Source organism: Pseudomonas sp. MT92, assembly GCF_058792515.1.
This window is the reverse complement of sequence record NZ_JBXAFA010000001.1, coordinates 593,430-619,032: the sequence shown is the minus strand read 5'-3', so window position 1 is coordinate 619,032 and position 25,603 is coordinate 593,430. Positions and strand designations below refer to the sequence as shown.

26 protein-coding genes are annotated in these 25,603 nt (G+C 58.7%); 9 read left to right on the top strand and 17 right to left on the bottom strand.

What is annotated here, in order from left to right:
- Positions 1–489: 489 nt before the first annotated feature.
- Positions 490–1,689 (bottom strand): tyrosine--tRNA ligase, encoded by a 1,200-nt coding sequence (tyrS, locus tag AC1Q6D_RS02925; RefSeq protein WP_103404075.1) that lies wholly within the window; start codon positions 1,687–1,689, stop codon positions 490–492.
- A 212-nt stretch (positions 1,690–1,901) separates the two neighbouring features.
- On the opposite strand from tyrS, the gene AC1Q6D_RS02920 reads away from it, so the two are divergent.
- Complete coding sequence (locus AC1Q6D_RS02920; RefSeq protein WP_090466798.1) at positions 1,902–3,320, top strand: peptidoglycan DD-metalloendopeptidase family protein; 1,419 nt, start codon at positions 1,902–1,904, stop codon at positions 3,318–3,320.
- Positions 3,321–3,323: 3 nt separating this feature from the next.
- On the top strand, positions 3,324–4,415 hold the full coding sequence (locus AC1Q6D_RS02915; RefSeq protein ID WP_103404076.1) for an anhydro-N-acetylmuramic acid kinase: 1,092 nt from the start codon (positions 3,324–3,326) through the stop codon (positions 4,413–4,415).
- A gap of 66 nt (positions 4,416–4,481) precedes the next feature.
- On the opposite strand, the gene erpA is transcribed toward AC1Q6D_RS02915, so the two are convergent.
- Together erpA and argC are read right to left on the bottom strand one after the other, a co-directional pair.
- Positions 4,482–4,832 carry an iron-sulfur cluster insertion protein ErpA gene (erpA, locus tag AC1Q6D_RS02910; RefSeq protein ID WP_007906865.1) on the bottom strand — a complete coding sequence of 117 codons (351 nt, stop codon included), beginning with the start codon at positions 4,830–4,832 and terminating at the stop codon, positions 4,482–4,484.
- A gap of 168 nt (positions 4,833–5,000) precedes the next feature.
- The gene (gene argC / locus AC1Q6D_RS02905; RefSeq protein WP_103404078.1) at positions 5,001–6,035 is read right to left on the bottom strand and encodes an N-acetyl-gamma-glutamyl-phosphate reductase; all 1,035 of its coding nucleotides are present in this window, start codon (positions 6,033–6,035) and stop codon (positions 5,001–5,003) included.
- Positions 6,036–6,169: 134 nt separating this feature from the next.
- On the opposite strand from argC, the gene hemJ reads away from it, so the two are divergent.
- The 6 genes from hemJ to coq7 all read left to right on the top strand — a co-directional run bounded on the left by hemJ (position 6,170) and on the right by coq7 (position 10,727).
- Positions 6,170–6,601: a protoporphyrinogen oxidase HemJ gene (hemJ, locus tag AC1Q6D_RS02900; protein WP_090325662.1), complete on the top strand. Its 432-nt coding sequence runs from the start codon at positions 6,170–6,172 to the stop codon at positions 6,599–6,601.
- Between the two features lie 33 nt (positions 6,602–6,634).
- On the top strand, positions 6,635–7,603 hold the full coding sequence (locus AC1Q6D_RS02895; RefSeq protein ID WP_103404079.1) for an NAD(P)H-dependent flavin oxidoreductase: 969 nt from the start codon (positions 6,635–6,637) through the stop codon (positions 7,601–7,603).
- 62 nt (positions 7,604–7,665) lie between these two features.
- On the top strand, positions 7,666–8,601 hold the full coding sequence (locus AC1Q6D_RS02890) for a DUF805 domain-containing protein (protein WP_103404080.1): 936 nt from the start codon (positions 7,666–7,668) through the stop codon (positions 8,599–8,601).
- Between the two features lie 61 nt (positions 8,602–8,662).
- Entirely contained in the window at positions 8,663–9,451 is a 789-nt protein-coding gene (locus tag AC1Q6D_RS02885) for an SDR family NAD(P)-dependent oxidoreductase (RefSeq protein ID WP_047534086.1), read from the top strand.
- 81 nt (positions 9,452–9,532) lie between these two features.
- Positions 9,533–9,871 carry a histidine triad nucleotide-binding protein gene (locus AC1Q6D_RS02880; RefSeq protein ID WP_047534088.1) on the top strand — a complete coding sequence of 113 codons (339 nt, stop codon included), beginning with the start codon at positions 9,533–9,535 and terminating at the stop codon, positions 9,869–9,871.
- Positions 9,872–10,079: 208 nt separating this feature from the next.
- A complete protein-coding gene (gene coq7 / locus AC1Q6D_RS02875; protein WP_103404082.1) occupies positions 10,080–10,727 on the top strand; it encodes a 2-polyprenyl-3-methyl-6-methoxy-1,4-benzoquinone monooxygenase in 648 nt (215 codons plus the stop codon).
- Between the two features lie 81 nt (positions 10,728–10,808).
- On the opposite strand, the gene speD is transcribed toward coq7, so the two are convergent.
- Positions 10,809–11,603 (bottom strand): adenosylmethionine decarboxylase, encoded by a 795-nt coding sequence (gene speD / locus AC1Q6D_RS02870; RefSeq protein ID WP_047534092.1) that lies wholly within the window; start codon positions 11,601–11,603, stop codon positions 10,809–10,811.
- Between the two features lie 238 nt (positions 11,604–11,841).
- Positions 11,842–12,264: an OsmC family protein gene (locus AC1Q6D_RS02865; protein WP_103404083.1), complete on the bottom strand. Its 423-nt coding sequence runs from the start codon at positions 12,262–12,264 to the stop codon at positions 11,842–11,844.
- 227 nt (positions 12,265–12,491) lie between these two features.
- Between AC1Q6D_RS02865 and crp the strand changes: the two genes are divergently transcribed.
- Positions 12,492–13,136: a cAMP-activated global transcriptional regulator CRP gene (gene crp / locus AC1Q6D_RS02860; protein WP_047534096.1), complete on the top strand. Its 645-nt coding sequence runs from the start codon at positions 12,492–12,494 to the stop codon at positions 13,134–13,136.
- On the opposite strand, the gene AC1Q6D_RS02855 is transcribed toward crp, so the two are convergent.
- The 12 genes from AC1Q6D_RS02855 to AC1Q6D_RS02800 all read right to left on the bottom strand — a co-directional run bounded on the left by AC1Q6D_RS02855 (position 13,133) and on the right by AC1Q6D_RS02800 (position 25,486).
- Complete coding sequence (locus tag AC1Q6D_RS02855; RefSeq protein WP_103404084.1) at positions 13,133–13,834, bottom strand: lipoate--protein ligase family protein; 702 nt, start codon at positions 13,832–13,834, stop codon at positions 13,133–13,135. The genes crp and AC1Q6D_RS02855 overlap by 4 nt on opposite strands.
- Positions 13,835–13,979: 145 nt before the next feature.
- The gene (gene trpC / locus AC1Q6D_RS02850) at positions 13,980–14,816 is read right to left on the bottom strand and encodes an indole-3-glycerol phosphate synthase TrpC (RefSeq protein WP_103404085.1); all 837 of its coding nucleotides are present in this window, start codon (positions 14,814–14,816) and stop codon (positions 13,980–13,982) included.
- Positions 14,813–15,862 (bottom strand): anthranilate phosphoribosyltransferase, encoded by a 1,050-nt coding sequence (gene trpD / locus AC1Q6D_RS02845; protein ID WP_047534102.1) that lies wholly within the window; start codon positions 15,860–15,862, stop codon positions 14,813–14,815. Before trpD ends, trpC begins: the two co-directional genes overlap by 4 nt.
- Before the next feature lie 9 nt (positions 15,863–15,871).
- Complete coding sequence (locus AC1Q6D_RS02840) at positions 15,872–16,465, bottom strand: aminodeoxychorismate/anthranilate synthase component II (protein WP_103404086.1); 594 nt, start codon at positions 16,463–16,465, stop codon at positions 15,872–15,874.
- A 113-nt stretch (positions 16,466–16,578) separates the two neighbouring features.
- Positions 16,579–18,060 carry an anthranilate synthase component I gene (trpE, locus tag AC1Q6D_RS02835; protein ID WP_103404087.1) on the bottom strand — a complete coding sequence of 494 codons (1,482 nt, stop codon included), beginning with the start codon at positions 18,058–18,060 and terminating at the stop codon, positions 16,579–16,581.
- A gap of 70 nt (positions 18,061–18,130) precedes the next feature.
- Entirely contained in the window at positions 18,131–18,949 is an 819-nt protein-coding gene (locus AC1Q6D_RS02830) for a phosphoglycolate phosphatase (RefSeq protein ID WP_047534109.1), read from the bottom strand.
- Positions 18,946–19,620 (bottom strand): ribulose-phosphate 3-epimerase, encoded by a 675-nt coding sequence (rpe, locus tag AC1Q6D_RS02825; protein ID WP_008061583.1) that lies wholly within the window; start codon positions 19,618–19,620, stop codon positions 18,946–18,948. Before rpe ends, AC1Q6D_RS02830 begins: the two co-directional genes overlap by 4 nt.
- A 91-nt stretch (positions 19,621–19,711) precedes the next feature.
- Positions 19,712–20,860, bottom strand: coding sequence for an iron-containing alcohol dehydrogenase (locus AC1Q6D_RS02820; RefSeq protein WP_103404088.1), 1,149 nt, complete (start codon positions 20,858–20,860; stop codon positions 19,712–19,714).
- Positions 20,861–21,016: 156 nt separating this feature from the next.
- Entirely contained in the window at positions 21,017–21,841 is an 825-nt protein-coding gene (locus tag AC1Q6D_RS02815) for an ABC transporter permease (RefSeq protein ID WP_047534114.1), read from the bottom strand.
- Between the two features lie 12 nt (positions 21,842–21,853).
- Positions 21,854–23,101, bottom strand: a complete 1,248-nt coding sequence (locus AC1Q6D_RS02810) for an ABC transporter permease (protein ID WP_103404089.1) — start codon at positions 23,099–23,101, stop codon at positions 21,854–21,856.
- A gap of 168 nt (positions 23,102–23,269) precedes the next feature.
- The gene (locus tag AC1Q6D_RS02805) at positions 23,270–24,313 is read right to left on the bottom strand and encodes an ABC transporter substrate-binding protein (protein WP_047534118.1); all 1,044 of its coding nucleotides are present in this window, start codon (positions 24,311–24,313) and stop codon (positions 23,270–23,272) included.
- Between the two features lie 48 nt (positions 24,314–24,361).
- Positions 24,362–25,486 carry an ABC transporter ATP-binding protein gene (locus AC1Q6D_RS02800; RefSeq protein ID WP_103404090.1) on the bottom strand — a complete coding sequence of 375 codons (1,125 nt, stop codon included), beginning with the start codon at positions 25,484–25,486 and terminating at the stop codon, positions 24,362–24,364.
- Positions 25,487–25,603: the final 117 nt, after the last annotated feature.

Below are 25,603 nucleotides of genomic sequence, written 5' to 3'. Positions count from 1 at the left end.
TCTTTGGGTTTTGAGAAAACCCTAAACTTGGCTCAGCAATCGTTGGTTACATCTTTGATTTCTCGCGGAGTAACTTGTGATGCTGATAATCTGTTGACTAGCAGTCTGACTCCACAAGCACCCACACGAATTGCTTGATTCAGTTGTTAAAGAGCGGTTGGTTAAGATCTTTCGTCTCAACCGAGGCGCGCACTCTACAGCAGCCTCATTTGCTGTCAAGTGATTATTTTCAGAAGTTTTCAAGGATTCCTTAACAACTTCAACCACTTGCGCTTTCGATCTCTCGTCAGCGGGAGGCGAATTCTACAGCGTTACTCGCCGCTGTCAACACCTCTTTTTCAACTTCCTTTCGACTTCGATGACCTGAAGCAACCTGCTGTCGAAAACTGCATAACTCATTGTTTACCAAGGAGCTTTCCGTTTCGACTGCGCCGGAAGTGGGGCGAATTATAGGCTTCTATAATTCGCCGTCAACCCTTTATTTCAGGTTCATTCTGATTTGAGCGTAATTCGCGCAAATGCCTTCTTTCCCGCCTGACAAACATGGGTTGCACCCAGCGCGTATATAAAGGTGCGATCAACAACCTCACCATCTATACGCACGCCGCCGGAGCCGAGCAGATCCCGAGCGACGGCCGAGTTCTTCACCAGACCTGCTTTATTAAGGACGGCAGCGATCGGCATATCCTCAGCCGCACTCAACTCAATCTCCGGCAGATCATCAGGCAGCTCGCCATCCTTCATACGGTTGCCAGCTGCGCGATGAGCATTGGCCGCGGCCTCCTCACCATGGAATCGCGCAACAATCTCTTCCGCCAGCTTGATCTTGATATCACGAGGGTTGGCGCCAGCCTCTACATCAGCACGGAAGGCATTGATCTCATCCATGGAACGGAAGCTAAGCAGCTCGAAGTAACGCCACATCAGCGCATCCGGAATGGAGACCAGTTTGCCGTACATGACACCCGGCGCCTCCTGAATACCGACGTAGTTGCCCAGCGACTTGGACATTTTCTTCACGCCATCCAGCCCTTCGAGCAATGGCATGGTCAGAATGCACTGAGCCTCCTGACCGTAACCACGCTGCAGCTCACGCCCCATCAACAGGTTGAACTTCTGATCGGTACCGCCCAGCTCGACGTCCGCGCGCAAGGCAACAGAATCGTAGCCCTGAACCAATGGATAGAGGAACTCGTGAATGGCGATCGGCTGATTGGTCGTGTATCGCTTATCGAAGTCATCGCGCTCAAGCATGCGAGCTACGGTGTACTGCGAAGTCAGCCGAATGAAGTCGGCCGGCCCCATCTGATCCATCCAGGTGGAGTTGAAAGCCACCTCGGTTTTAGCCGGATCAAGAATCTTGAAGACTTGAGTCTTGTAGGTCTCGGCGTTCTCCAGCACCTGCTCTCGGGTCAGCGGTGGGCGCGTAGCACTCTTGCCACTGGGATCACCGATCATCCCGGTGAAATCGCCAATCAGGAAGATCACCTGGTGACCCAACTCCTGAAACTGGCGCAGCTTATTGATAAGCACGGTATGACCCAGGTGCAAATCCGGCGCAGTCGGATCGAAGCCTGCCTTAATGCGCAGCGGCTGGCCGCGCTTGAGCTTCTCAATCAGCTCGGACTCGACCAACAGTTCTTCCGCACCACGTTTGATCAGCGCTAGCTGCTCTTCAACCGACTTCATAACAGACCCGCAAGGCTCAGATTCAAAGGGACCCAACCATACAAGATCGCGCGTCAAATACAAAGTTTGCCCGGCGCACGGACGCCAATCCACGGACAGAGCGTCCGCAGACTTGCTTCAGAGATGATTTGGTTATATTTTATACAGTTATTTCATCTTCATCATGTCATTCATCTTTTCCAATTCATCTTTATTCAAAGTCAAAATTACTTATGACCAAAGAATCGTCTAAAGCGCCACCGCTTTACCCGAAGACCCACCTGCTCGCCGCGAGCGGCATCGCCGCCCTTCTGAGCCTGGCCCTTCTGGTATTTCCCTCCAGTGATGTAGAAGCCAAAAAGACGACCCTGAGTCTTGAACTGGAAAGTCCTGCTGAACAACTGACACAAGATCAAGACGCTGCTGACGCCGTTCAAGCCACAAATGAGCCAGTAGCTTCACCTTTCGCGCAGATCGACAACAGCGCTGAAGACACCCAGGAAACCGCTCAATCCGCGCCTGCTCCGGCTGTCGAAGAAAAGAAGGCCCCCAACCACAGGGAAGTAATCGTCGCCAAAGGCGACACTCTCTCCACGCTGTTCGAGAAAGTCGGCCTTCCAGCCACCTCGGTACATGACGTGCTGGCCAGCGACAAGCAGGCCAAGCAGTTCAGTCAGCTCAAGCACGGGCAGAAACTCGAATTCGAACTGAGCCCCGACGGCCAGCTGACCAACCTGCACAGCAAGGTCAGCGACCTCGAAACCATCACCCTCACCAAGAACAACAAGGGCTATACGTTCAATCGCATTACCGCCAAGCCGACCGTCCGCTCCGCCTACGTTCATGGCGTGATCAACAGCTCGCTGTCGCAGTCCGCTGCACGTGCCGGCCTGTCCCACAGCCTGACCATGGACATGGCCAGCGTGTTTGGTTATGACGTCGATTTCGCCCAGGACATTCGCCAGGGCGACGAATTCGATGTGATTTACGAGCAGAAAGTCGTCAATGGCAAAGCCGTCGGCAACGGGCCGATCCTGTCCGCACGCTTCACAAACCGTGGCAAAACCTACACCGCTGTGCGTTACACCAATAAACAAGGCAACAGCAGCTACTACACCGCTGAAGGCAACAGCATGCGCAAGGCATTCATCCGCACCCCAGTGGACTTTGCCCGCATCAGCTCGAAGTTTTCCATGGGCCGCAAGCACCCGATCCTGAACAAAATCCGCGCACATAAAGGTGTCGACTACGCAGCACCACGTGGCACTCCGATCAAGGCTGCCGGTGATGGCAAGGTATTGCTGGCAGGACGCCGCGGCGGCTACGGCAATACCATTATCCTCCAGCATGGCAACACCTACACCACGCTGTATGGCCACATGCAAGGCTTTGCCAAGGGCGTGAAGACCGGTGGCACCGTCAAACAGGGCCAGGTCATCGGCTACATCGGCACCACCGGACTTTCGACCGGACCGCACTTGCACTACGAGTTCCAGGTCAATGGCGTGCACGTGGATCCACTGGGCCAGAAATTGCCAATGGCTGATCCAATCGCCAAGGCCGAACGCGCCCGCTTCCTCGCACAGAGCCAGCCTCTGATGGCGCGCATGGAGCAGGAAAAGGCCACCATGCTGGCTTCGAGCAAGCGCTAAGCCATGCCGCTCTATATAGGCGTAATGTCCGGGACCAGCCTTGATGGACTGGATATTGCGCTGATCGAGCAAAACCAGGCGATCAGGCTGATCGCCACACACTACATACCCATGCCCGAAACGCTGCGCACCGAGCTACTTGGCCTGTGCGCCAGCGGACCCGACGAGATAGCCCGCTCCGCCATCGCCCAGCAGAACTGGGTAACGCTCGCAGCGCAGGGCATTCACGGCCTCCTCGCACAAGAACAACTCAAACCTGAAGACATTCGAGCGATTGGCAGCCATGGCCAGACCATTCGCCACGAGCCGGCGCGAGGCTTTACGGTACAGATCGGTAATCCGGCGCTATTGACGGAGCTGACCCATATCACCGTGGTCAGTGATTTCCGCAGCCGCGATGTGGCCGCAGGCGGGCAAGGCGCCCCCCTGGTGCCTGCCTTCCACGAAGCCTTGTTTGAAGAGCGGGCCGGCAACCGAGCCGTGCTCAACGTCGGCGGCTTCAGCAACCTCAGCCTGATCGAGCCGGGCAAGCCTGTCGCCGGTTTCGACTGCGGCCCGGGGAATGTACTGCTGGACGCCTGGATTCATCAGCAGCGTGGCGACAACTTTGATCGCAACGGTCAATGGGCTGCCAGCGGAAAAGTCGAGCCAGTGCTGTTAAAAGCGCTGCTTAGCGACCCATTCTTCTTGACCAAGGGACCAAAGAGCACCGGCCGGGAGGTTTTCAACCTGCCATGGCTGATGCATCACCTGGCGCAGTTGCCGACCTTCGCTTCCGAGGACGTGCAGGCATCACTACTTGAGTTGACTGCGCTGACCATCGTCGAATCCCTGCAAAGCGCCCAATCGAACACCCAGGAACTGCTGGTCTGTGGCGGCGGCGCGCATAACACCACACTAATGAACCGACTGGCCAGCCTGCTGCCGGGCGCAACCGTCAGCAGCACTGCGGCTTACGGTGTCGACCCTGACTGGGTCGAAGCCATGGCCTTCGCCTGGCTGGCCCACTGCTGTCTCGAAGGCATCGCCGCCAATCGCCCGAGCGTCACCGGCGCCCGCGGCTTGCGTGTATTGGGCGCGATCTACCCCGCATAAACGCCAGACAGCAAAACGCCGCAGAGCCCAGAGGCCATGCGGCGCTTAGTGATGCAGGCGTGCTGATCAGATCGAGAACGAAGAGCCGCAGCCACAGGTTGTGGTTGCATTCGGGTTCTTGATGACGAAGCGCGAACCTTCCAGACCTTCCTGATAATCCACCTCGGCCCCGGCCAGGTACTGGAAGCTCATCGGATCGACCACCAGACTCACACCTTCGCGCTCGACGATGGTGTCGTCATCGGCCACTTCTTCATCGAAGGTGAAGCCATACTGAAAACCTGAACAACCGCCGCCCGTAACGAATACGCGCAGCTTCAAGCGATCATTCCCCTCTTCATCGACCAGGCTCTTCACCTTGTGCGCGGCACCGTGGGTAAATTGCAAAGCCGTGGGGGTGAAGGATTCGACGCTCATGCTGACTATCTCCCGGCGCTACGCCGCCATAATGCGTGATGACGCGCATTATCCGCTTCTCCTAGAAAAGCGGTCAACTATTGTTAGGGTATATCAACCAATCAAGTCGCCGACCCAGAATGAAAAAAGGCCCGTTCAACGGGCCTTTTTACTGGGCGCTACAGAGCCTTACGGCAACATGCCAGCGTGAGACAGACCAAGGCGTTCATCCAGTCCGAACAGGATGTTCATGTTCTGCACCGCCTGACCCGATGCACCTTTGACCAGGTTGTCGATCACCGACAGCACAACCACCAGATCACCGTCCTGTGGCCGATGTACCGCAATCCGGCAGACGTTGGCACCACGCACGCTGCGGGTTTCCGGGTGGCTTCCGGCGGGCATGACGTCGACAAACGGTTCGTTGGCATAACGCTTTTCGAACAGCGCCTGCAGATCCACCGAGCGATCCACGACAGTCGCGTAGAGCGTGGAATGAATGCCACGGATCATCGGCGTCAGATGCGGAACAAAGGTCAGGCCGACATCCTTGCCTGCGGCACGACGCAGACCCTGACGGATTTCCGGCAAGTGACGGTGGCCTTTGACGGCATAGGCCTTCATGCTCTCCGATGTCTCGGAGTACAACGAACCGACAGCAGCGCCACGACCGGCACCGCTGACACCGGACTTGCAGTCGGCGATCAGGCGCGATGCATCGGCAAGACCAGCTTCAAGCAACGGCAGGAAACCCAATTGCGTAGCAGTCGGGTAGCAACCCGGCACTGCGATCAGTCGCGCCTTCTTGATCTGCTCGCGATTAACTTCCGGCAGGCCATACACCGCTTCATCCAGCAACGCTGGTGCGCCGTGCGGCTGGCCGTACCACTTGGCCCATTCATCAGCATCCTGCAGACGGAAGTCAGCCGACAGGTCGATGACCTTGGTCCCCGCCGCCAGCAACTCACCCGCCAGAGCGTGGGCAACGCCGTGTGGCGTGGCGAAGAACACCACGTCGCAGGCGCCCAGGGTCTTGATGTCCGGAACGGTGAACGCCAGGCCGTCGTAATGGCCTCGCAGGTTCGGGTACAGGTCGGCCACGGCCAGGCCGGCCTCGGATCGGGAAGTGATGACTACCACTTCAGCTTGCGGATGCTGTGCCAACAGACGCAGCAGTTCGACACCGGTGTAACCCGTGCCGCCGACGATACCGACCTTGACCATAAACCTGCCCTCAACGAACCCACTGGAAAGCCGTCGATAATAGGGGGCTGGCGCGCCTGCGACAACCGGCAAGGTGACGTATGGAGCCTCAAGCCTCTACTATCCCGACTACCGTGAATCTGGGAATAACCAAAATGCTTTATCTGTGGCTCAAAGCTTTTCACATCATCAGCGTCGTGTGCTGGTTTGCCGGCCTGTTTTACCTGCCGCGCCTGTTCGTCTATCACGCTCAAAGCGAGGACACCGTCAGCAAGGAACGCTTCAGCCTCATGGAGCGCAAGCTGTACCGCGGCATCATGGGCCCGGCAATGATCGCAACGCTGATTTTCGGCGGCTGGCTGATCAGCCTCAACCCTGGCGCCTACTTCAGCCAGGGCGGCTGGATGCACGCGAAACTGACCCTGGTGGTCCTGCTGATCGGCTACCACCACATGTGCGGCGCCCAAGTGAAGCGATTTGCCCGTGGCGAAAACACCCGTAGCCATGTCTTTTATCGCTGGTTCAATGAAGTGCCGGTTCTGATATTGCTGGCTATCGTGATTCTGGTCGTTGTACGGCCGTTCTAAACTCAACAGGCACATCTCACCGGGGTACATCCCATGTCGCTGCCCGCTCTGCTCGAACAATGCTTGCGCCTACCCGTGGTGGTGGCGCCGATGTTCCTGATTTCCAATCCGCAACTGGTGCTCGCCTGCTGCCGCAACGGGCTGGTGGGCAGCTTTCCTGCGCTCAATCAGCGCGAGAGCAGCGGCTTCAAGAGCTGGCTGGAAGAGATCGAAGCCGGGCTCGCTTCGCTGGACAATCCCGCGCCGTACGCTGTGAACCTCATCGTCCACAACAGCAACCCGCGATTACAGGCCGATCTGGCGATCTGCATCGAGCACAAAGTGCCGATCGTGATCACCAGCCTTGGAGCAGTGAAAGAAGTGGTCGACGCCGTGCACAGTTACGGCGGCCTGGTGTTCCATGACGTGACGACTCGCCGCCATGCCGAAAAAGCCGCCGAGGCCGGCGTGGATGGGTTGATTGCCGTGGCCGCCGGTGCCGGTGGGCATGCCGGGACCTGGAGCCCGTTCTCGCTGATCGCCGAGATCCGACAATTCTTCGACAAAACGTTGCTGCTGGCTGGATGCCTGAACCACGGGCACGAAATCCTCGCCGCCCAATTGCTCGGTGCGGACCTGGCCTACTTCGGCACACGCTTTATCGGCACGGCCGAAAGTCATGCGCCTGACGCCTACAAGGAGATGCTGCTGACATCCAGGGCGGCAGACATCATTCATACTCCAGCGGTGTCGGGTGTACCGGCGAGTTTCATGCGCCAGAGCCTGGAAGCCGCCGGGTTTGACATGGCAGCGCTGCAAAACAAGGGCGAAGTCAACTTCGGCGCCAAGCTCAAGCCGATCAGCGATGAAGCCAAAGCCTGGAAAACCGTGTGGTCCGCAGGCCAGGGCGTTGGGGGAATAGATGATTTACCCAGCGTTGACCAGTTGGTGGCGCGGCTCGACGCGGAGTATCGCAAGGCACTGGAACAAGCCGCACAACTGCCCAAACGCTGGCCTCGCTGACAGAAAAATCAGGCCATCCAGCATTTCACCCTTAAAACACTCGCGACAAGGATGCCTCGGCAATGAGCGAACACCGCTTCAAAATCGTCTTCGACGGCACGCTACTGCCGGGTGTTGATATCAATACCGCCAAACTCAATCTCGCCGCGCTATACAAAAGCGAGGTCGCCGCCGTCGAACGCTTGTTCAGCGGTCAACCCGTCACACTCAAACGTGACCTGTCGCAGATTGACGCACAGACCTACCTGCAAGCCCTAAAGAACACCGGTATAGATGCCCGCCTCGAGCCGGAACCCGTGATTGAACTGAGTCTCTCCGATGTCCGTGATCACGCGCCCGACTCCCCTTACGCGCCACCGCAGGCTGACGTCGCTGAGCGCGTGCCTGAGTACGCGCCGCTCAAGCCGTTCAGCATCGAAGGCCGCATCGGACGCCTGCGGTTTCTGGCATGGTCAATGGTGCTGAGCCTGGTGACGATCGCGGTGGTCGGCGTATTTGCCCTGATCGCCCTGGCCCTCGTCAGCACCGACTCGACCGCTGGCCTGATCGCCGGGGGCATTCTGGCGTTCGTCCTGTGTGTGGTATTCCTCATCGCCACCATCCTCATCAGCGTTCAGCGCCTGCATGATGTTGGCTGGTCAGGCTGGCTATGGTTGCTGAACCTTGTACCGTTCGTAGGCAGTTTCTTTCCGCTGCTGCTAGTAGTCTTACCGGGATCCGGCGTGGCCAACCGCTACGGCGCACCTCCGCCGCCCAACAGCACGGCGGTCAAGGTACTGTCTTCGTTATGGCTGGTGTTGATCGCCCTGATGATCGTCGGAGCAATGGCAGGCGGTATCTCAGCCATTCAGGACACATACGAAAACACCCTCGAAAACAGCTACCAAAGCGGCTCGGTCACCACCGACGAGATCGAGGTAGAGGTCGAACCGACACCAAATTCCACCGACGATGCAGCCGAACAAGCCCAGCCCCCTGTAGACTCTGCGCAAGAATGAACAGCGCTCCCCGCCCATGACACCTGCGTCGCGGCGCGGAGCTGTTGCGATGGAGAACTGCATGACCCGTTACGCTCTGATCACTGGCGCTTCCAGCGGCATCGGCCTGGCGATGGCCGAAGCGCTGGCCCGGCGTGGCCGCAGCCTGATTCTGGTGGCCCGCCAGCGTGATCAGCTGGAAAGTATTGCGATTGAACTGACTCAACGTTTTGGCGTGGAAGTGTTGTTCCGTGCCTGTGACCTGGGTGAGCCGCTGCGGCTCTCCGGGTTCCTGCTGGAACTGGAGGAAGGTGACCGGCAAATCGACTTGCTGGTCAATTGTGCCGGCATTGGCACTTGCGGCCCATTCCTGGCCCAGGACTGGATGACTGAACAGGACCTGATCGAAGTGAACATCCTGGCCCTGACTCGCCTGTGCCATGCCATCGGCAACAGCATGGCGCTACAGGGCGGTGGACAGATTCTGAATGTGGCCTCGCTTGCGGCGTTCCAGCCCGGCCCGTGGATGAGTACGTATTACGCCAGCAAGGCTTACGTGCTGCATTTTTCCGAAGGCCTGCGCGTCGAGCTGAAAAAATGCGCGGTCAACGTATCAGTGCTCTGCCCTGGCCCGACGCGCACAGGCTTTTTCCGCACCGCACAACTGAACACCGACAAACTGGCCGACAGCAAACTGCTGATGAGTCCGGAAGAAGTTGCACTCTATACGGTGCGGGCCCTGGAAAAAAATCGCGCAATCATCATCCCGGGACGACGCAACCGCTGGCTCGCTGCCCTGCCCCGCTTCGGCTCGCGGTGGCTGACCCGGACAATCGCTGGCATGGTCATCAAGGCTCACTGCCCGCGCTGATCGACCTGCAAGGTAAAACGCTGGGCTCGGGCAAAACCCATGAGTACACTCAGGCCAGCCCAAACAACGGAGAAAACAGCTGTGGATACTCTGTTCACCAAGATCATCAACCGGGAAATCCCGGCGAAGATCATTTACGAGGACGACCAGGTACTGGCCTTCCACGACATCGCCCCACAGGCGCCCGTGCATTTTCTGGTAATTCCGAAAAAACCGGTGCGCACCCTGAACGACCTGACCGAGGACGACAAGGCATTGGCCGGGCATATCCTGTTCACGGCCCAGCGCCTGGCCAAGGAACTGGGTTGCGAAGACGGCTTCCGCGTCGTCATGAACTGCAATGAACTGGGTGGCCAGACTGTCTATCACATTCACATGCACGTGCTGGGTCAGCGCCAGATGCACTGGCCGCCGGGCTGATGTCGTAAAACCTGCAGGAGCGAGCTTGCTCTCGAAGCCTCAGTGGCAGCCAATACAATCGTTGGATGTCAGCGCCTCTTCGCGAGCAGGCTCGCTCCCACAAAGGCTTCACCTCATTGTCACCACCCCAGCCTCACAATGACCCAGCGCAAACCTTCCACGGCCGATTGAGTTAAACTGGCCGCCGAGATTCCCCCCGGAGGTCAGCATGACTACCCAGCGTCACTACTCGCCAATTGACCGCCTTCTGCTGCAAGCCGATGCCGCAATGCGTACTTTGCTGCCCTTCAGTGGTCAGCCGTACCGTCCGTCGCCTGCCATTGTGCAGCCGGACACGAAGATGAGCGATGAAGACACTCGGCACGTTGCCGGCCTGATGCGCATCAACCACACCGGTGAAGTCTGCGCCCAGGCGCTGTACCAGGGTCAGGCCCTGACCGCCAAGCTGCCGAAAGTGCGTGCCGCCATGGAGCATGCCGCCGAAGAAGAAATCGACCACCTGGTCTGGTGCGAGCAGCGCATTCATCAGCTGGGTAGCCATACCAGCATTCTCAATCCGCTGTTTTACGGCATGTCGTTCGGGATTGGTGCGGTCGCCGGGTTGATCAGCGACAAAGTCAGCCTGGGGTTCGTTGCAGCGACCGAAGATCAGGTGTGCAAGCATTTGAACGAACACCTTGAGCAACTGCCAGCCGAAGATGAAAAGTCCCGGGCGATCCTTGAGCAGATGCGCCTTGATGAAGAACAACATGCCGAGAGCGCGCGCGAGGCGGGTGGTTTCCGCTTTCCGGCGCCAGTGAAGTTCGGCATGAGCTTGCTGGCCAAGGTCATGACCAAGAGTACTTATCGGATCTGACTCCGTTTTTGACAGACGCCCGCGCCAGCAATAAAAAAGGCGACTGCCGCAAGGTAGTCGCCTTTTTTGTGCTCGGTGGTCTTAGCTCGACATATTGCGCGCGTAGAAAATTTCGAGCATTTCGTGTTTCACACGGTCGGTCACCTGGGCACGCTGCTCAGAGGACAGATTGCTGGTGGCGTCACCGAACAGGTAGTTATCCAGTTCGAAGTTTTTCAGCAACATTTTGGTGTGGAACAGGTTTTCCTGATACACGTTCACGTCGGTCATCTGGTACGCGTCGCGGGTGTCGTCGGAAAGGTAGTTCTGAATCGAATTGATCTCGTGGTCGATGAAGTGCTTTTTGCCTTCAACGTCGCGGGTGAAACCACGCACACGGTAATCCACTGTCACGATGTCCGAATCGAACTGATGAATCAGGAAGTTGAGCGCTTTAAGCGGTGAAATGACCCCGCATGTCGACACGTCGATATCCACACGGAAGGTTGCAATGCCGTCGACCGGATGGATTTCCGGGTAGGTGTGCACCGTGATGTGGCTCTTGTCGAGGTGGGCCAGAATAATTTCGGGCAACGGGCCCGGAGATTCTTCGATCTGGCTGTCAGTCGGGGTCACCGGTTCTTCAGAGATCAGAATCGTGACGCTGGCGCCCTGCGGCTCATAGTCCTGACTGGCGATGTTCAGGATGTTGGCACCAATGATATCGACAACCTCTGTGAGGATCTGCGTCAGGCGCTTGGCGTTGTACTCTTTATTGATGTACTCAACGTATGCCTGTTGGTCTTGCGGGGTTTCCGCGTAGCAGATGTCATAGATGTTGAAGCTCAAGGTCTTTGTCAGGTTATTGAACCCGTGGAGCTTGAGTTTGCTTTTCACCGTTAAAAACTCTCTATGTATTGCGGCCCGGCCGCGTGATCAAGCATGCCCGTCAGATGCGAAGGACGCACCTGCGTAGGACGGTTAACACCTCTTCGCGATGGCGATTTTGGTTGTCTGTTCGGGTGCGCGGTCTGTCGGAGGACTGGCCACTACCCTGAAAAAAGTGGCGCATTATGCAGACGTCAGCTTGGGATCGCCAGAGTCTGCACTGCTTTTATGATAGTTGAATGTCGATTCAACCGAGTTCGATGATTTCGTAGTCGTGAGTAATCTCGACACCGGCCGCACCGAGCATGATCGAGGCCGAGCAATACTTCTCGGCAGACAGCTCGATGGCACGCTTGACCTGGGCTTCTTTCAGGCTGCGGCCCTTGACCACAAAGTGCATGTGGATCTTGGTGAAAACCTTTGGATCTTCGGTCGCACGCTCAGCTTCGAGGAAGGCTTCGCAACTCTCGACAGCCTGACGGGACTTCTTGAGGATACTGACCACGTCGAAATTGCTGCAACCGCCAACGCCGAGCAGGAGCATCTCCATCGGCCGAACACCCAGGTTACGACCGCCAGCATCGGGCGGACCGTCCATGACCACGACATGACCACTACCGGATTCGCCGAGGAACATGGCTTCGCCAGCCCATTGGATGCGTGCCTTCATCGCCAAGACTCCACTGTATAAAAAAGGGTAGCCAGCTTAGCACAGGCCCCGTGATTGACAGCGCTCGCCTTCCTAGGACATAACCTCCTGAGCTGTAGGTAAATTCTCGAATATTGCAGGAAGCGTCTGTTAAGCTGGCGCCAATTCGCTGGCGCACAGCCAGGTTGCCGCGGCTTCGCGATGCATAAAAAACCAACTACACCGTGCAGTTTTTTCGGAATACAACCATGGTTGCGATTGCCCTACCCCCCAAGATCAAAAACCTCGACAAATTGTTGATGCATTGCCAGCGTCGTCGCTATCAGGCCAAGAGCAATATCATTTGTGCCGGTGATCGCTCGGAAACCCTGTTTTTCATTATTAAAGGCTCGGTCACCATCCTGATCGAGGATGACGACGGCCGGGAAATGATCATCGCCTACCTGAACGGCGGGGACTTTTTCGGTGAGCTGGGTCTGTTTGAACAAGCAGGCCTGGAACAGCAGCGCAGCGCCTGGGTACGCGCCAAGGTCGAATGCGAAGTCGCGGAAATCAGCTACGCGAAATTCCGCGAATTGTCCCAGCAAGATCCAGACATTCTTTACGTGCTAAGCGGACAAATCGCACAACGTTTGCGTAACACGACTCGAAAGGTCGGCGACCTGGCGTTCTTCGACGTCACCGGGCGTGTCGCCCGCTGCCTGCTGGAGTTGTGCAAACAGCCCGATGCGATGACCCACCCCGACGGCATGCAGATCAAAGTGACCCGTCAGGAAATCGGAAGGATTGTCGGGTGTTCCCGCGAGATGGTCGGCCGCGTACTCAAGGACCTGGAAGAACGCAATCTCGTGGACGTCAAAGGCAAGACCATGGTGGTCTTCGGTACACGCTAAGCGCTGAACATCTGCGTCAGCATTTGTTGATAGAGCTCATTGAGACGCTCCAGCGCGTCTGATGCCGTAAACTTTTCATGCAAAGCGATATGGCTTTCGGCGCGTACTCGCTGCTCCAGACCGCAAGCCTCGTTGAAGCGGTTAACTGCGGCAACCATCGATTCACGCTCGTTATCCAGCAGCATAGCTCCGTGCACCAGCCCCACCGGGCGCTGGCCACCCTGGCTCTGGCGCCACCGCTGGGCCGTGCCGACCATCTTGCGGCCGTCGAGGTTGACGTTGAAACGGCCGTCGCAGAATGCGCCTTCGATTTCCCCAAGCGACGACGTACCGCCCTGTTCATCCAGCAACTGACAGATCGGGTCGCACAGCCGACGGTAACCGGACTCGATGCGGTTCAGATCCCCCTCGCTGCGCGGTGGTGCGTAAACCAGTGCGATGTTGATCGTCGATGCCGATTGCGGCACAGGTTCACCGCCTGTTTCGCGCAACAGCACTGGCCAGCCGGCGGCGGCAGAAACTTCGCAGGCGTGCTGGAAACCGGGCAGACGATTCAAGCGGCGCGGCATGACCAATGCGCGATCACTCGGTTGCCAGAACAGCAGGCCGAACTCCGAGGCGCCGGCGCAGACCGACGCCAACAAATCCTGTTCGGCTTGCAGGCCGGCTTCGATGGTCAGGGAAACAAGTGAGGTCATAAGGTATTCCGTAGGACATATCGTCTGTGGTGTTTCTTATGCCGCCATCACGAGCTGGCTCGCTCCCTCATTGAATCCCCAGTGTTGGCTGAATTTTTGTGGGAGCGAGCCTGCTCGCGATAGGGTCGACTCGATCTGCGGGTGATCAGTCGAGTGTAGAACCACTGACAGGAATGCCACGTTCCGGAAAGAACAGGCGCTGCAGTTCGGTACCCGGGCTTTCGGCACGCATGAATGCTTCGCCGACCAGGAACGCGTAAACGTCGCTGATTTCCATCAATTCGACGTCGGCACGGTTGAGGATGCCGCTCTCGGTGATCACCAGGCGATCGCGCGGGATCCGCGGCAACAGGTCGAGGGTGGTTTCCAGACTGACATCAAAAGTGTGCAAGTTGCGGTTGTTCACGCCAACCAGCGGCGTGTCGAGGGTTTTCAAGGCCCGCTCCAGCTCGTCGCCATCGTGAACCTCCACCAGAACATCAAGGCCGACGCTTTTCGCCACCGACGCCAGCTCGGCCATTTTCACATCGTCCAAAGCGGAGACGATCAACAGCACGCAGTCCGCGCCCAGCGCACGAGCCTCGACGATCTGGTAGGGATCGATCATGAAATCCTTGCGAATCACCGGCAGTTTGCACGCGGCACGTGCCTGCTGCAGGTACTCATCAGCGCCCTGGAAATAGTCGATATCGGTGAGCACTGACAGGCAGGTGGCGCCGCCTTTCTCGTAGCTCCTGGCGATAGCGGCGGGAACGAAGTTCTCCCGAATCACGCCTTTGCTCGGCGATGCTTTTTTGATTTCAGCAATGACCGCCGGCTGTTTCAGCTTGGCCTGAGCCAGCAAAGCCTTGGCAAAACCACGGGGTGCATCGGCCGCCTTGGCCAGGCTTTCCAGCTCGGCGAGGCTCACGCGAGCACTGCGCTCGGCAACTTCCTCGACTTTGCGCGCCAGAATGTTTTCCAGAACCGTCGGTACACTCATCCCTCATTCTCCACTTTGAATACCGCGGTAAATGCACCCAGCTCCTCGAGTTTTTCCCGAGCGAGACCGGTGTGCAGCGCATCGTGCGCCAGGGCAACCCCCTCTTTCAAACTGCTGGCATGGTCGGCGGCGTACAAGGCGGCACCGGCATTGAGCATGATCATCTCAGCCGCTTTCTGACCGTTTTCGGTCTTGCGCTTGCCCAGCGCATCGCGGATCAGCTCAAGGGACGCCGCCGGGCTGTCCACCGCCAGGCCATGCAGGCTCTGGCTCTTCATACCCAAATCTTCCGGTTCGACCCAATATTCAGTGATCTGGTCATTCTTGAGTTCGGCAACAAAGGTTGGCGCAGCCAGGCTGAACTCGTCCAGACCGTCCTTCGAATGCACCACCAGCACATGCTTGCTGCCCAGACGCTGCAACACTTCAGCCAAAGGCCGGCACAACGCCTGAGTGAATACGCCGACCACTTGATGCTTCACACCGGCCGGATTCGTAAGCGGGCCGAGCATATTGAACAGCGTACGCAGGCCTAGGTCACGACGCGGACTCGCGGCGTATTTCATCGCAGAGTGATGAGTCTGGGCAAACATGAAACCAATACCAACGTTGTCGATACAACGCGCCACCTGGACCGGCGTCAGGTTCAGGTAGATACCGGCGGCTTCCAGCAAATCGGCACTGCCGCTCTTGCCCGAAACCGCACGGTTACCGTGCTTGGCCACGGTGCAGCCGGCCGCCGAAACCACGAAGGCGGCGGCGGTCGACACGTTGAAGATATTGGCGCCGTCGCCGCCGGTGCCGACCACATCGACAACACCGTCGAGTGTCTTGAGCTCGACCTTGTCCGCCAGTTCACGCATGACCGACACGGCACCAACGATTTCATCGATGCTTTCACTCTTCATGCGCATGGCCATCATGAACGCGCCGATCTGCGCGTCCGTGCATTGTCCGGTCATGATTTCGCGCATCACATCGCGCATCTCATCGGTGCTGAGGTCGAGTTGCTCGACGATACGGCTCAGGGCAGTCTTGATATTCATGAAAAGTCCTTAGCGCGTGCCGCCGGTTTGTTTGAGGAAATTCGCGAACAGCTCGTGACCCTGTTCGGTGAGGATAGACTCCGGGTGAAACTGCACACCCTCAATGTTCAGGGTCTTGTGGCGCAGCCCCATGATCTCGTCCACCGAACCGTCTTCGAGTTGAGTCCAGGCGGTGAGCTCCAGGCAATCGGGCAGCGTTTCACGCTTAACGACCAAGGAATGATAGCGGGTGACCGTCAGCGGATGATTCAGACCCTCGAACACGCCTTTGTCTTCGTGAAATACCGCGCTGGTCTTGCCGTGCATGACCTGGCGGGCACGGACCACATCGCCGCCAAAGGCCTGGCCGATGGACTGATGGCCCAGGCACACGCCGAGGATCGGCAGTTTGCCGGCGAAGTGCTTGATCGCCTCAATCGAAATACCGGCTTCGGTCGGGGTGCAAGGACCGGGAGACACCACGATGCGCTCAGGGTTGAGGGCTTCGATTTCAGCAATGGTGAGTTCATCGTTGCGCACGACTTTGACCTCGGCGCCCAGCTCACCCAGGTATTGCACAACGTTGTAGGTAAAAGAGTCGTAGTTATCGATCATCAGCAACATGGCGTTAAGAACCTCTTGAATTCACTGACTTCTAATGCAGCCTTCGGATGAACCACCCGTTGCGGCCTGCGCTCGATCGGTCGAGGCGGCCGGCATACGGGTCAGTCCATGGGTCAGCTTTCTGGAGTTTGTTCAGCCAGGGCAACGGCGCGGAACATCGCGCGGCGCTTGTTCAGGGTTTCTTCCCATTCCAGCGCCGGCACCGAGTCGGCGACGATGCCGCCACCGGCCTGCACATGCAGCTCGCCGTTCTTGATCACCGCCGTGCGGATTGCAATGGCGGTGTCCATGTTGCCGTTCCAGGCGAAGTAGCCGACGGCACCGCCGTAGACACCACGCTTGACCGGTTCCAGCTCGTCGATGATTTCCATCGCGCGAATCTTCGGTGCGCCCGACAAAGTGCCCGCCGGCAGGATTGCCCGCAGGGCGTCCATCGCCGTCAGCCCGGCCTTCAATTGCCCGGTGACGTTGGACACGATGTGCATCACGTTGGAATAACGTTCGATGACCATCTTCTCGGTGAGCTTCACCGAACCGATTTCCGAGACCCGACCGGTGTCGTTACGACCCAGGTCGATCAACATCAAGTGCTCGGCGATTTCCTTGTCATCGGACAGCAGGTCTTTTTCCAGCGCCAGATCGGCTTCTTCGGTGGCCCCGCGCGGGCGGGTACCGGCAATCGGGCGCACCGTGATCAGGTTGTCTTCGACCCGCACCAGCACTTCCGGCGAACTGCCTACGACGTGGAAGTCGCCGAAATTGAAGAAGTACATGTAAGGCGTCGGGTTGAAGCAACGCAGCGCGCGGTACAGGTCGATGGGTGCAGCCTTGAAGTCAATCGACATGCGCTGGGACGGTACAACCTGCATGCAGTCGCCAGCCAGGATGTATTCCTTGATGGTGTCGACGGCTTTTTCGTAATCATCCTGGGTAAAACTGGAGCGGAACACCGGATCGGCCGATTGCTGCTTGCTGAAGTCCAGACCACGGCGTGGGGTGATCGGCTGACGCAGTTTTTCCAGCAGTTCTTCCAGGCGTGCACGACCTTGTTCGAAGGCGTCTTCCTGTGCCGGATCGGCCAGGACGATGGCGTGCATCTTGCCGGCGAGGTTGTCGAACACCACCACCGCGTCGGAGACCATCAGCAGGATGTCCGGCACGCCCAGCGGATCCGGGTTCGGGCATTTGCCCAGACGCTTCTCCACATAACGCACGCAGTCGTAGCCGAAGTAACCCACCAGGCCGCCGTTGAAGCGCGGCAGACCGGCGATGGTCGGTACGTTATAGCGGGCCTTGAAGGTTTCGACGAAGGCCAGCGGGTCATCCACGTCGTGACTTTCAGTCTCGACGCCATCGACGGTCACACTGACGTGATGGTCGTGAACCCGCAGCACGGTGCGGCATGGCAGGCCGATGATCGAGTAACGGCCCCACTTCTCCCCGCCCTGTACCGACTCCAGCAAGTAGGAATTGGGCTCATCGGCCAGTTTCAGGTAGATCGACAGCGGCGTGTCGAAGTCGGCCAGGGTTTCGCAGGCAAGCGGGATGCGGTTGTAGCCGGCAGCGGCCAAACGCAGGAATTCTTCGCGGATCATGAGGTGCCTCGTGGCTTGAGGGTCTAACAGTCAGGTATGCAAACGCGCCGGGTAACCGGCCAGGAAAAAGTCAGGCGCGCCAACGCCAGCGGGCCAGGGCCTTAATGACTTTCATCCAGAGTTTGCGAGTGACCACCACGATGGAATTTCCAGGAGGGGATTGAACAGCGTCGGGCAACGTTATCTCAGCCGCCGGATCCAGGCAACCGGGAATTAGCTTGCGCAGATCGTCGATCACCAGTGCCGGCGATTCCTCGGCGATCGGACGACCATGGTTATAGCCGTAGCTCAGGGCCACGCACTTGACCCCCGCCGCTTTCGCCGCCAGCACATCACTGCGCGAATCGCCGACGAACAAGGACTGCGACGCCGGGATATTGGTCATTTTCATCACGAAAAACAGGGCGGCCGGGTCCGGCTTTTTCTGCGGCAGGGTGTCGCCGCCGATGATCAGGCGGAAATACCGACCAATCTTCATCCGATCAAGCAGCGGCGCGACGAAGCGTTCCGGCTTGTTGGTGATCAGCGCCATCTCGACACCCTGTTTGTGCAGCCACTTCAGGGTATCGCGTACGCCGGGGTAAACCATGGTCAGCTCGTGACCATCTTCATAGAAGCCGTTGAACAGCTCCAGGGCATGTTCGGCTTCGGCCTCATCGACACCTTCGGCGTCGATGTTGTTGGCCAGGGCCCGGCGCACCAGCATCTGGACACCGTTACCCACCCACTCGCGCACTGATTCGATACCTGCGGGTTGACGGCCGAGCTTGAGCAGCATGTTATCCACAGCCGCTGCGAGGTCAGGGACCGAATCGATCAGCGTGCCGTCCAGATCGAACATCACCAACCTTGGCAGGCTTCCCGGGAACAGCTGCTCAAAACCGCTCATGGACGAGCCAGCGCCAGTTCGGAACGCATCTTCTCGATCACTTCCTGATAGTTCGGCGCGTTGAAAATGGCCGAACCGGCGACGAACGTGTCGGCGCCAGCCGCTGCGATTTCACGGATGTTGTTGACGTTCACGCCGCCGTCGATTTCCAGGCGGATATCGCGGCCGGAGGCATCGATCAGCGCCCGTGCTTCGCGCAGCTTGTCGAGGGTGCCGGGAATGAATTTCTGCCCGCCGAAGCCCGGGTTGACGCTCATCAGCAGGATCATGTCGACCTTGTCCATCACGTATTTGAGCACGTCCAGCGGGGTCGCGGGGTTGAACACCAGGCCCGATTTGCAGCCGCCTTCACGGATCAGTTGCAGGGAACGGTCGACGTGCTGCGTGGCTTCCGGGTGGAAGGTGATGTAGGTCGCGCCCGCTTCGATGAAGTCACCGACGATGCGGTCCACGGGGCTGACCATCAAATGCGCGTCGATCGGCGCGGTTACACCGTACTTGCGCAGTGCCGAGCACACCATCGGGCCGATGGTCAGGTTTGGCACGTAATGGTTGTCCATGACATCGAAGTGCACGAAGTCGGCGCCAGCGGCCAGGACATTGTCTACTTCTTCACCCAGGCGGGCGAAGTCGGCGGAGAGAATCGACGGAGCAATTACGAAGGGCTGCATGACGCACCTTTTCTGAGCAGAATCACGATGGCGCGCATTGTATACCTCATGCTTTGACGCGCGCACCGTGACCGCGATGATTGGGTTGTGCCTAGTAAGCCGCGCGGTAGATCTTCTCGATATCGACCGCATTCAGTTTGCGCGGATTATTACGCATCAGGCGCTCGATCCCCGCTGCTTCCACGGCCATGGTCGCAATGGCCTCCTCGGGAACCCCGAAGCTGCGCAGGTCTGAGGGGATTTCCACTGCCGCGCACAGCTCGGTCATGGCTTCCACCGCTTTATCGGCCGCTTGCGTGACGCTCAGATGAGCGGTCTTCACCCCCATAGCCTCCGCAATGTCCTGCATGCGCTCGAAGCAGGCCATCTTGTTCCAGTGCATGACATGGGGCAGCAGCAAGGCGTTGCTGACGCCGTGGGCAATGTTGTAACGCGCGCCCAGCGGATACGCCAGCGCATGGACCGCACCGACACCGGCATTACCAAAGGCCATGCCGGCCATCAGGCTGGCGGTAGCCATGTCTTCTCGGGCCTGCAGATTGGACGGATTGGCATAGGCCTTGGGCAGCGCCCGGACGATCAGTTTGATGGCCCCGATGGCCAGGGAATCGGTTATCGCCGACGCATTCAGTGACAAATAAGACTCGATGGCATGCACCAGCGCATCGACACCACTGGCCGCTGTGACACTGCGGGGACACGTCAGGGTCATCTGCGGGCTGACCAGCGCAACGTCTGGCAACAGGTAGTCACTGACAATGCCTTTCTTCAACTGCGCGACCTTGTCGGAGAGGATCGCCACGTTGGTGACTTCCGAGCCGGTACCGGCGGTGGTCGGGATGGCGATCAGCGGCGGGCCTTTGCGCGGCACCTGGTCGATGCCGAACAAATCCTCCAGCGCACCGTGATAACCGGCATACGCCGCTACGCTCTTGGCGATGTCGATGGCGCTGCCGCCGCCCAGACCGATCAAGCCGTCATGCCCGCCATCGCGGTAGACCCGCATGCAGTCTTCGACGATGGCGATTTCCGGGTCCGGCAGAACCCGGTCGAAGATTTCGTAAGTACGCTCCCCCAACTGCGCCAGCGCCAGTTCCACCGTGCCGGATTTCACCAGGGCGGCGTCGGTGACGATCAGCGGGTTGTCGATGTCCAGACGCGTCAACTCAGCCGCCAGTTGCTCGATGGCTCCGGCGCCGGTGATCAGATTGTGAGCGATTTTGAAAGAGGAAAGACTCATGTGCGCAGCCTCTTATAGGTAGGGGAGCTGGGCACAAGAGTAGCTGGGGATTTGGGGTTGTCTGGTATTCAGGTCGTGAATGACCGACGAGCCCGAGAACCACCAATAACACCTGTAGGAGCGAGCCTGCTCGCTCCTACAGTGGGTCGAGTGGCGTCAGACCTGCGCAGTACGCAGTTTCTCGCTACGCCCACGCAACCATTCCAGGGTCAGCAGCAGGATCACCGAGAAAGCGATCAGCAAGGTCGCCGCAGCGGCAATCGTCGGACTGAGGTTTTCGCGGATCCCGCTGAACATCTGCCGTGGCAAGGTCGCTTGCTCTGGACCGGCGAGGAACAGCGTCACCACGACTTCGTCGAACGAGGTGGCGAAGGCGAACAATGCACCGGAAATCACACCGGGAGCGATCAGCGGCAAGGTTACCCGCCGAAACGCCGTCAGCGGCGAAGCACCGAGGCTGGCAGCGGCGCGCACCAGGTTTTGGTTAAACCCCTGCAACGTCGCCGACACGGTGATGATCACGAACGGCACGCCCAGTACCGCGTGCACCACGATCAACGAGAAGAAGCTGTTACCCAGGCCCAGCGGCGCAAAGAACAGGTAGCTGGCCACACCGATGATCACCACCGGCACCACCATCGGCGAAATCACCAGCGCCATGACCAGCGCCTTGCCGGGGAAGTCGCCACGGGTCAGGCCAATGGCCGCCAGCGTACCGAAGACCATCGCCAGCACCGTGGCCGCCGGGGCGACGATGATGCTGTTTTTCAGCGCACGCATCCACTCCGCCGAAGCGAAGAAATCGTGGTACCACTGCAGCGAGAAGCCCTGCAGCGGGTAGACCAGGAAACTGCCGGAGTTGAACGACAGCGGAATGATCACCAGTACCGGCAGGATCAGGAACAACAGAATCAGGCCGCAGAGAATCCGCAAACTGTAGAACCACACCCGCTCAATGGGCGACATATAAGGACTCAGCATTTCGTTCTCCCCTTAGCTCAGGCGCAGGCGACTGGCGCCTACCAGCCAGCTGTAAATCAGATAAAGCACGACCGTTGCCAGCAGAAGCAGCCCACCCAGTGCGGTCGCCATGCCCCAGTTGATGCTGGTGTTGGTGTAGAAGGCGACGAAGTAGCTGACCATCTGATCGTTCGGGCTGCCCAGCAACGCCGGGGTGATGTAGTAGCCGATGGCGAGGATGAACACCAACAGGCAACCGGCGCCGACACCGGCATAGGTCTGCGGGAAGTACACACGCCAGAAGCTTGCAAACGGATGGCAACCGAGGGAAATCGCCGCACGCATGTAGGTCGGCGAGATGCCTTTCATCACGCTGTAGATCGGCAGAATCATGAACGGCAGCAGGATGTGCACCATCGAGATGTAGACACCGGTGCGGTTGAACACCAGCTCCAGCGGCTTATCGATGATGCCCAGGGCCATCAGGCCGCTGTTGATCAGCCCCCCCGACTGCAGCAGCACGATCCACGCCGCGACCCGCACCAGGATCGAGGTCCAGAACGGCAGCAGCACCAGAATCATCAGCAGGTTGCTTTGACGCGATGGCAGGTTCGCCAGCAGGTAGGCCAATGGATAGGCCAGGACCAGACAGATCACCGTGATGATCAGGCCCATCCAGAAAGTCCGGGCGAAGATGTCGAGGTAGATGGCCTGATCCGGGGTGGCCGGGGCCAGTTCGCCGAGGTCATCGATACGGTGATCGACGGCAGCCAGCAAGTAGTAAGGCGTAATGCTGCTGGTGTTACGGCGTACGGCTTGCCAATAAGCCGGGTCACCCCAACGCTCGTCGAGACCTTCCAGCGCTTCTTTATAAGAGGTCGGCTCGGTGGCGAACGGCAAGGCACGTGCGGTTTTGGTCAACAGGCTGCGATAGCCGGCCAATTCCATGTTCAAGCGCTTGGACAGGTCGCCCAAGGTCTGATTCTTGCGGGCTTCAGCGAGGTCCTCGCTGGCGGCCTTGTAGACCGGTTCAGCGGGCAGGCCACGGCCGTCCCAACTGGCGATAGCCGTCACGGTGCGCGGCATGCCGCCGACCACTTCCGGGTTACCGACACTTTTGTAGAGCAGCGCCACGATTGGCACCAGGAACACCAGCAACAGAAACAGCACCAGCGGCGCGATCAAGGCCTGGGCCTTCCAGCGGTTGACCCGCTCGGCGTGCTTGAGCCGTTGCTTCAAGGTGGGATCAGTGCCCGCGTTCAGGGGAACGGCGATAGCCATGGCGTACTCCGGAAATCTTTGATCGTTACAGAGGCATACAAACAACCTGTGGGAGCGAGCTTGCTCGCGATGGGGGCATAACATTCAACATCAATGTTGACTGACCCACTGCTATCGCGAGCAAGCTCGCTCCCACAAGGATTGCGGCGTTCAAACCACGGGGTTTGCTTACTTCGCGGCCCAGGAATTGAAGCGCTGTTCCAGTTGCTCGCCGTTGTCAGCCCAGAAGCTGACGTCGATCTGCACCTGGTTGGCGATGTTTTCCGGGGTGGTCGGCATGTCTTTCAGGACATCCTTGGCCAGCAACGGTACGGCTTGGGTGTTGGCCGGGCCGTAGGCGATGTTTTCCGAGTAGGTCTTCTGCTGCTGTGGCTGTACCGAGAAGGCGATGAATTTCTTCGCCGCTTCTGCCCGCGCCTTGTCCAGACCCTTTGGAATGGCCCATGCGTCGAAGTCGTAGATACCGCCGTTCCACACGACTTTCAGGTTGCTTTCTTTCTGCACGGCAGCGATACGACCGTTGTAGGCCGAGCTCATGACCACGTCGCCGGAAGCGAGGTATTGCGGTGGTTGAGCGCCGGCTTCCCACCATTGAATGCTTGGCTTGAGCTCATCGAGCTTCTTGAACGCACGGTCCTGGCCGTCTTTGCTGGCCAGCACTTTGTAGACGTCTTTCGGCGCAACGCCGTCGGCCATCAGAGCGAATTCCAGGGTGTACTTGGCGCCTTTACGCAGGCCACGCTTGCCCGGGAATTGCTTGGTGTCCCAGAAGTCCTTCCAGCTGGTCGGTGCGGTTTTCAGCTTGTCGGCGTTGTAGGCCAGCACGGTCGACCATACGAAGAAACCCACGCCGCACGGCTGGATCGCGCCTTTAACGTAGTCTTCGGTCTTGCCGAACAACTTCGGATCAAGCGGCTCGAACATGTCTTCGTCACAACCACGGGACAGTTCTGGCGACTCTACTTCCACCAGATCCCAGGACACGCTCTTGGTGTCGACCATGGCCTTGACCTTGGCCATTTCACCGTTGTACTCGCCTGCCACGATCTTGCCGTTGCCTGCAGCTTCCCACGGTGCATAGAAAGCTTTGACCTGCGCTGCCTTGTTCGCGCCGCCAAAGGACACCACGGTCAGGTCAGGGCCAGCGGCCATCGCGCTTGCTGCCCCCATCATGCCCAGTGCCAGAGCGGTGAATTTCAGGGATCTCAACATTTATTGTTCTCTCCACGTGCAGGGTTGGTGTTGGTATTGCCGGGGCGATCAGTTCGCCTCTAGAAGGGGATCGAGCGCGCGAACGTGTTCGACCTGCCAGCCAAGCGGTACCACATCGCCGACTGCCAGCCCGGGATCGAGCTCGGCAATCGGTTGTTTCACGAAGAAGTCGGTCTTGCCACAGACTTCAAGGCGAACCCGGACGTGGTCGCCCAGATAGATGAATTCCGCCACCCTTCCCGAGAAGCGGTTGGCGCAAGACTCGCTGGAGCCATTGAGGCTCACGCGCTCCGGACGAATCGACAGGGTGACGGGTTCACCGGTCCTGCCGACATTCACCGCCAGCGCTTCAACTTTTTCACCACGTCCCAGTTCCACCACACAGCGGTCGCCGGTCTGGCTGTGCAAACGGCCATTGAGACGGTTGTTCTCGCCGATGAAGTTGGCGACGAAGGTGTTTTTCGGCTCTTCGTAGAGCGTGCGCGGTGGCGCGATCTGCTGGATTTCACCCTGATGGAACACCGCCACGCGGTCAGACATGGTCAGGGCTTCGCCCTGGTCGTGGGTCACGTAGACCACGGTCACGCCCAGACGCTGGTGCAGGTGTTTGATTTCCATCTGCATGTGTTCACGCAACTGCTTGTCGAGCGCGCCGAGGGGTTCGTCCATCAGCACCAGTTGTGGCTCGAACACCAGTGCGCGGGCCAATGCCACACGTTGCTGCTGACCACCGGAAAGTTGTGCCGGATAACGCTGAGCAAAGGCATCGAGTTGCACCATGCTCAGTACACGCTTGACCTTGTCGCCCACATCGCTCTTGTTCATGCCACGCACCGTGAGCGGGAACGCCAGGTTCTCGGCGACCGTCATGTGCGGGAACAACGCGTAGTTCTGGAACACCATGCCAATGTCGCGTTTGTGCGGCGGCACGTTATTGATGGCGCGACCAGCCAGGAGGATCTCGCCGGCGGTCGGTGTTTCGAAACCGGCAAGCATCATCAGGCTGGTGGTCTTGCCGGAACCGGATGGCCCGAGCAAGGTGAGGAATTCGCCTTTGCGAATATCCAGGTTGAGGTCTTTGACGATCAGGTTCTCGCCGTCGTAGCTCTTCTGCACTCCACGAAAGCTGACCAGAACATCATTGGCCCCTGCACTTGAATCGACCTGGCTCATACCCACACCTTTGTTGTTGATGACTGCTGTGGACTAAGCCTAGTGGACGCTGAGGACCACGCAAATCGGGGTGCAGGAGAGAATCGCCTCAGACGGATGGAAGGTTGGGGGTAGGGA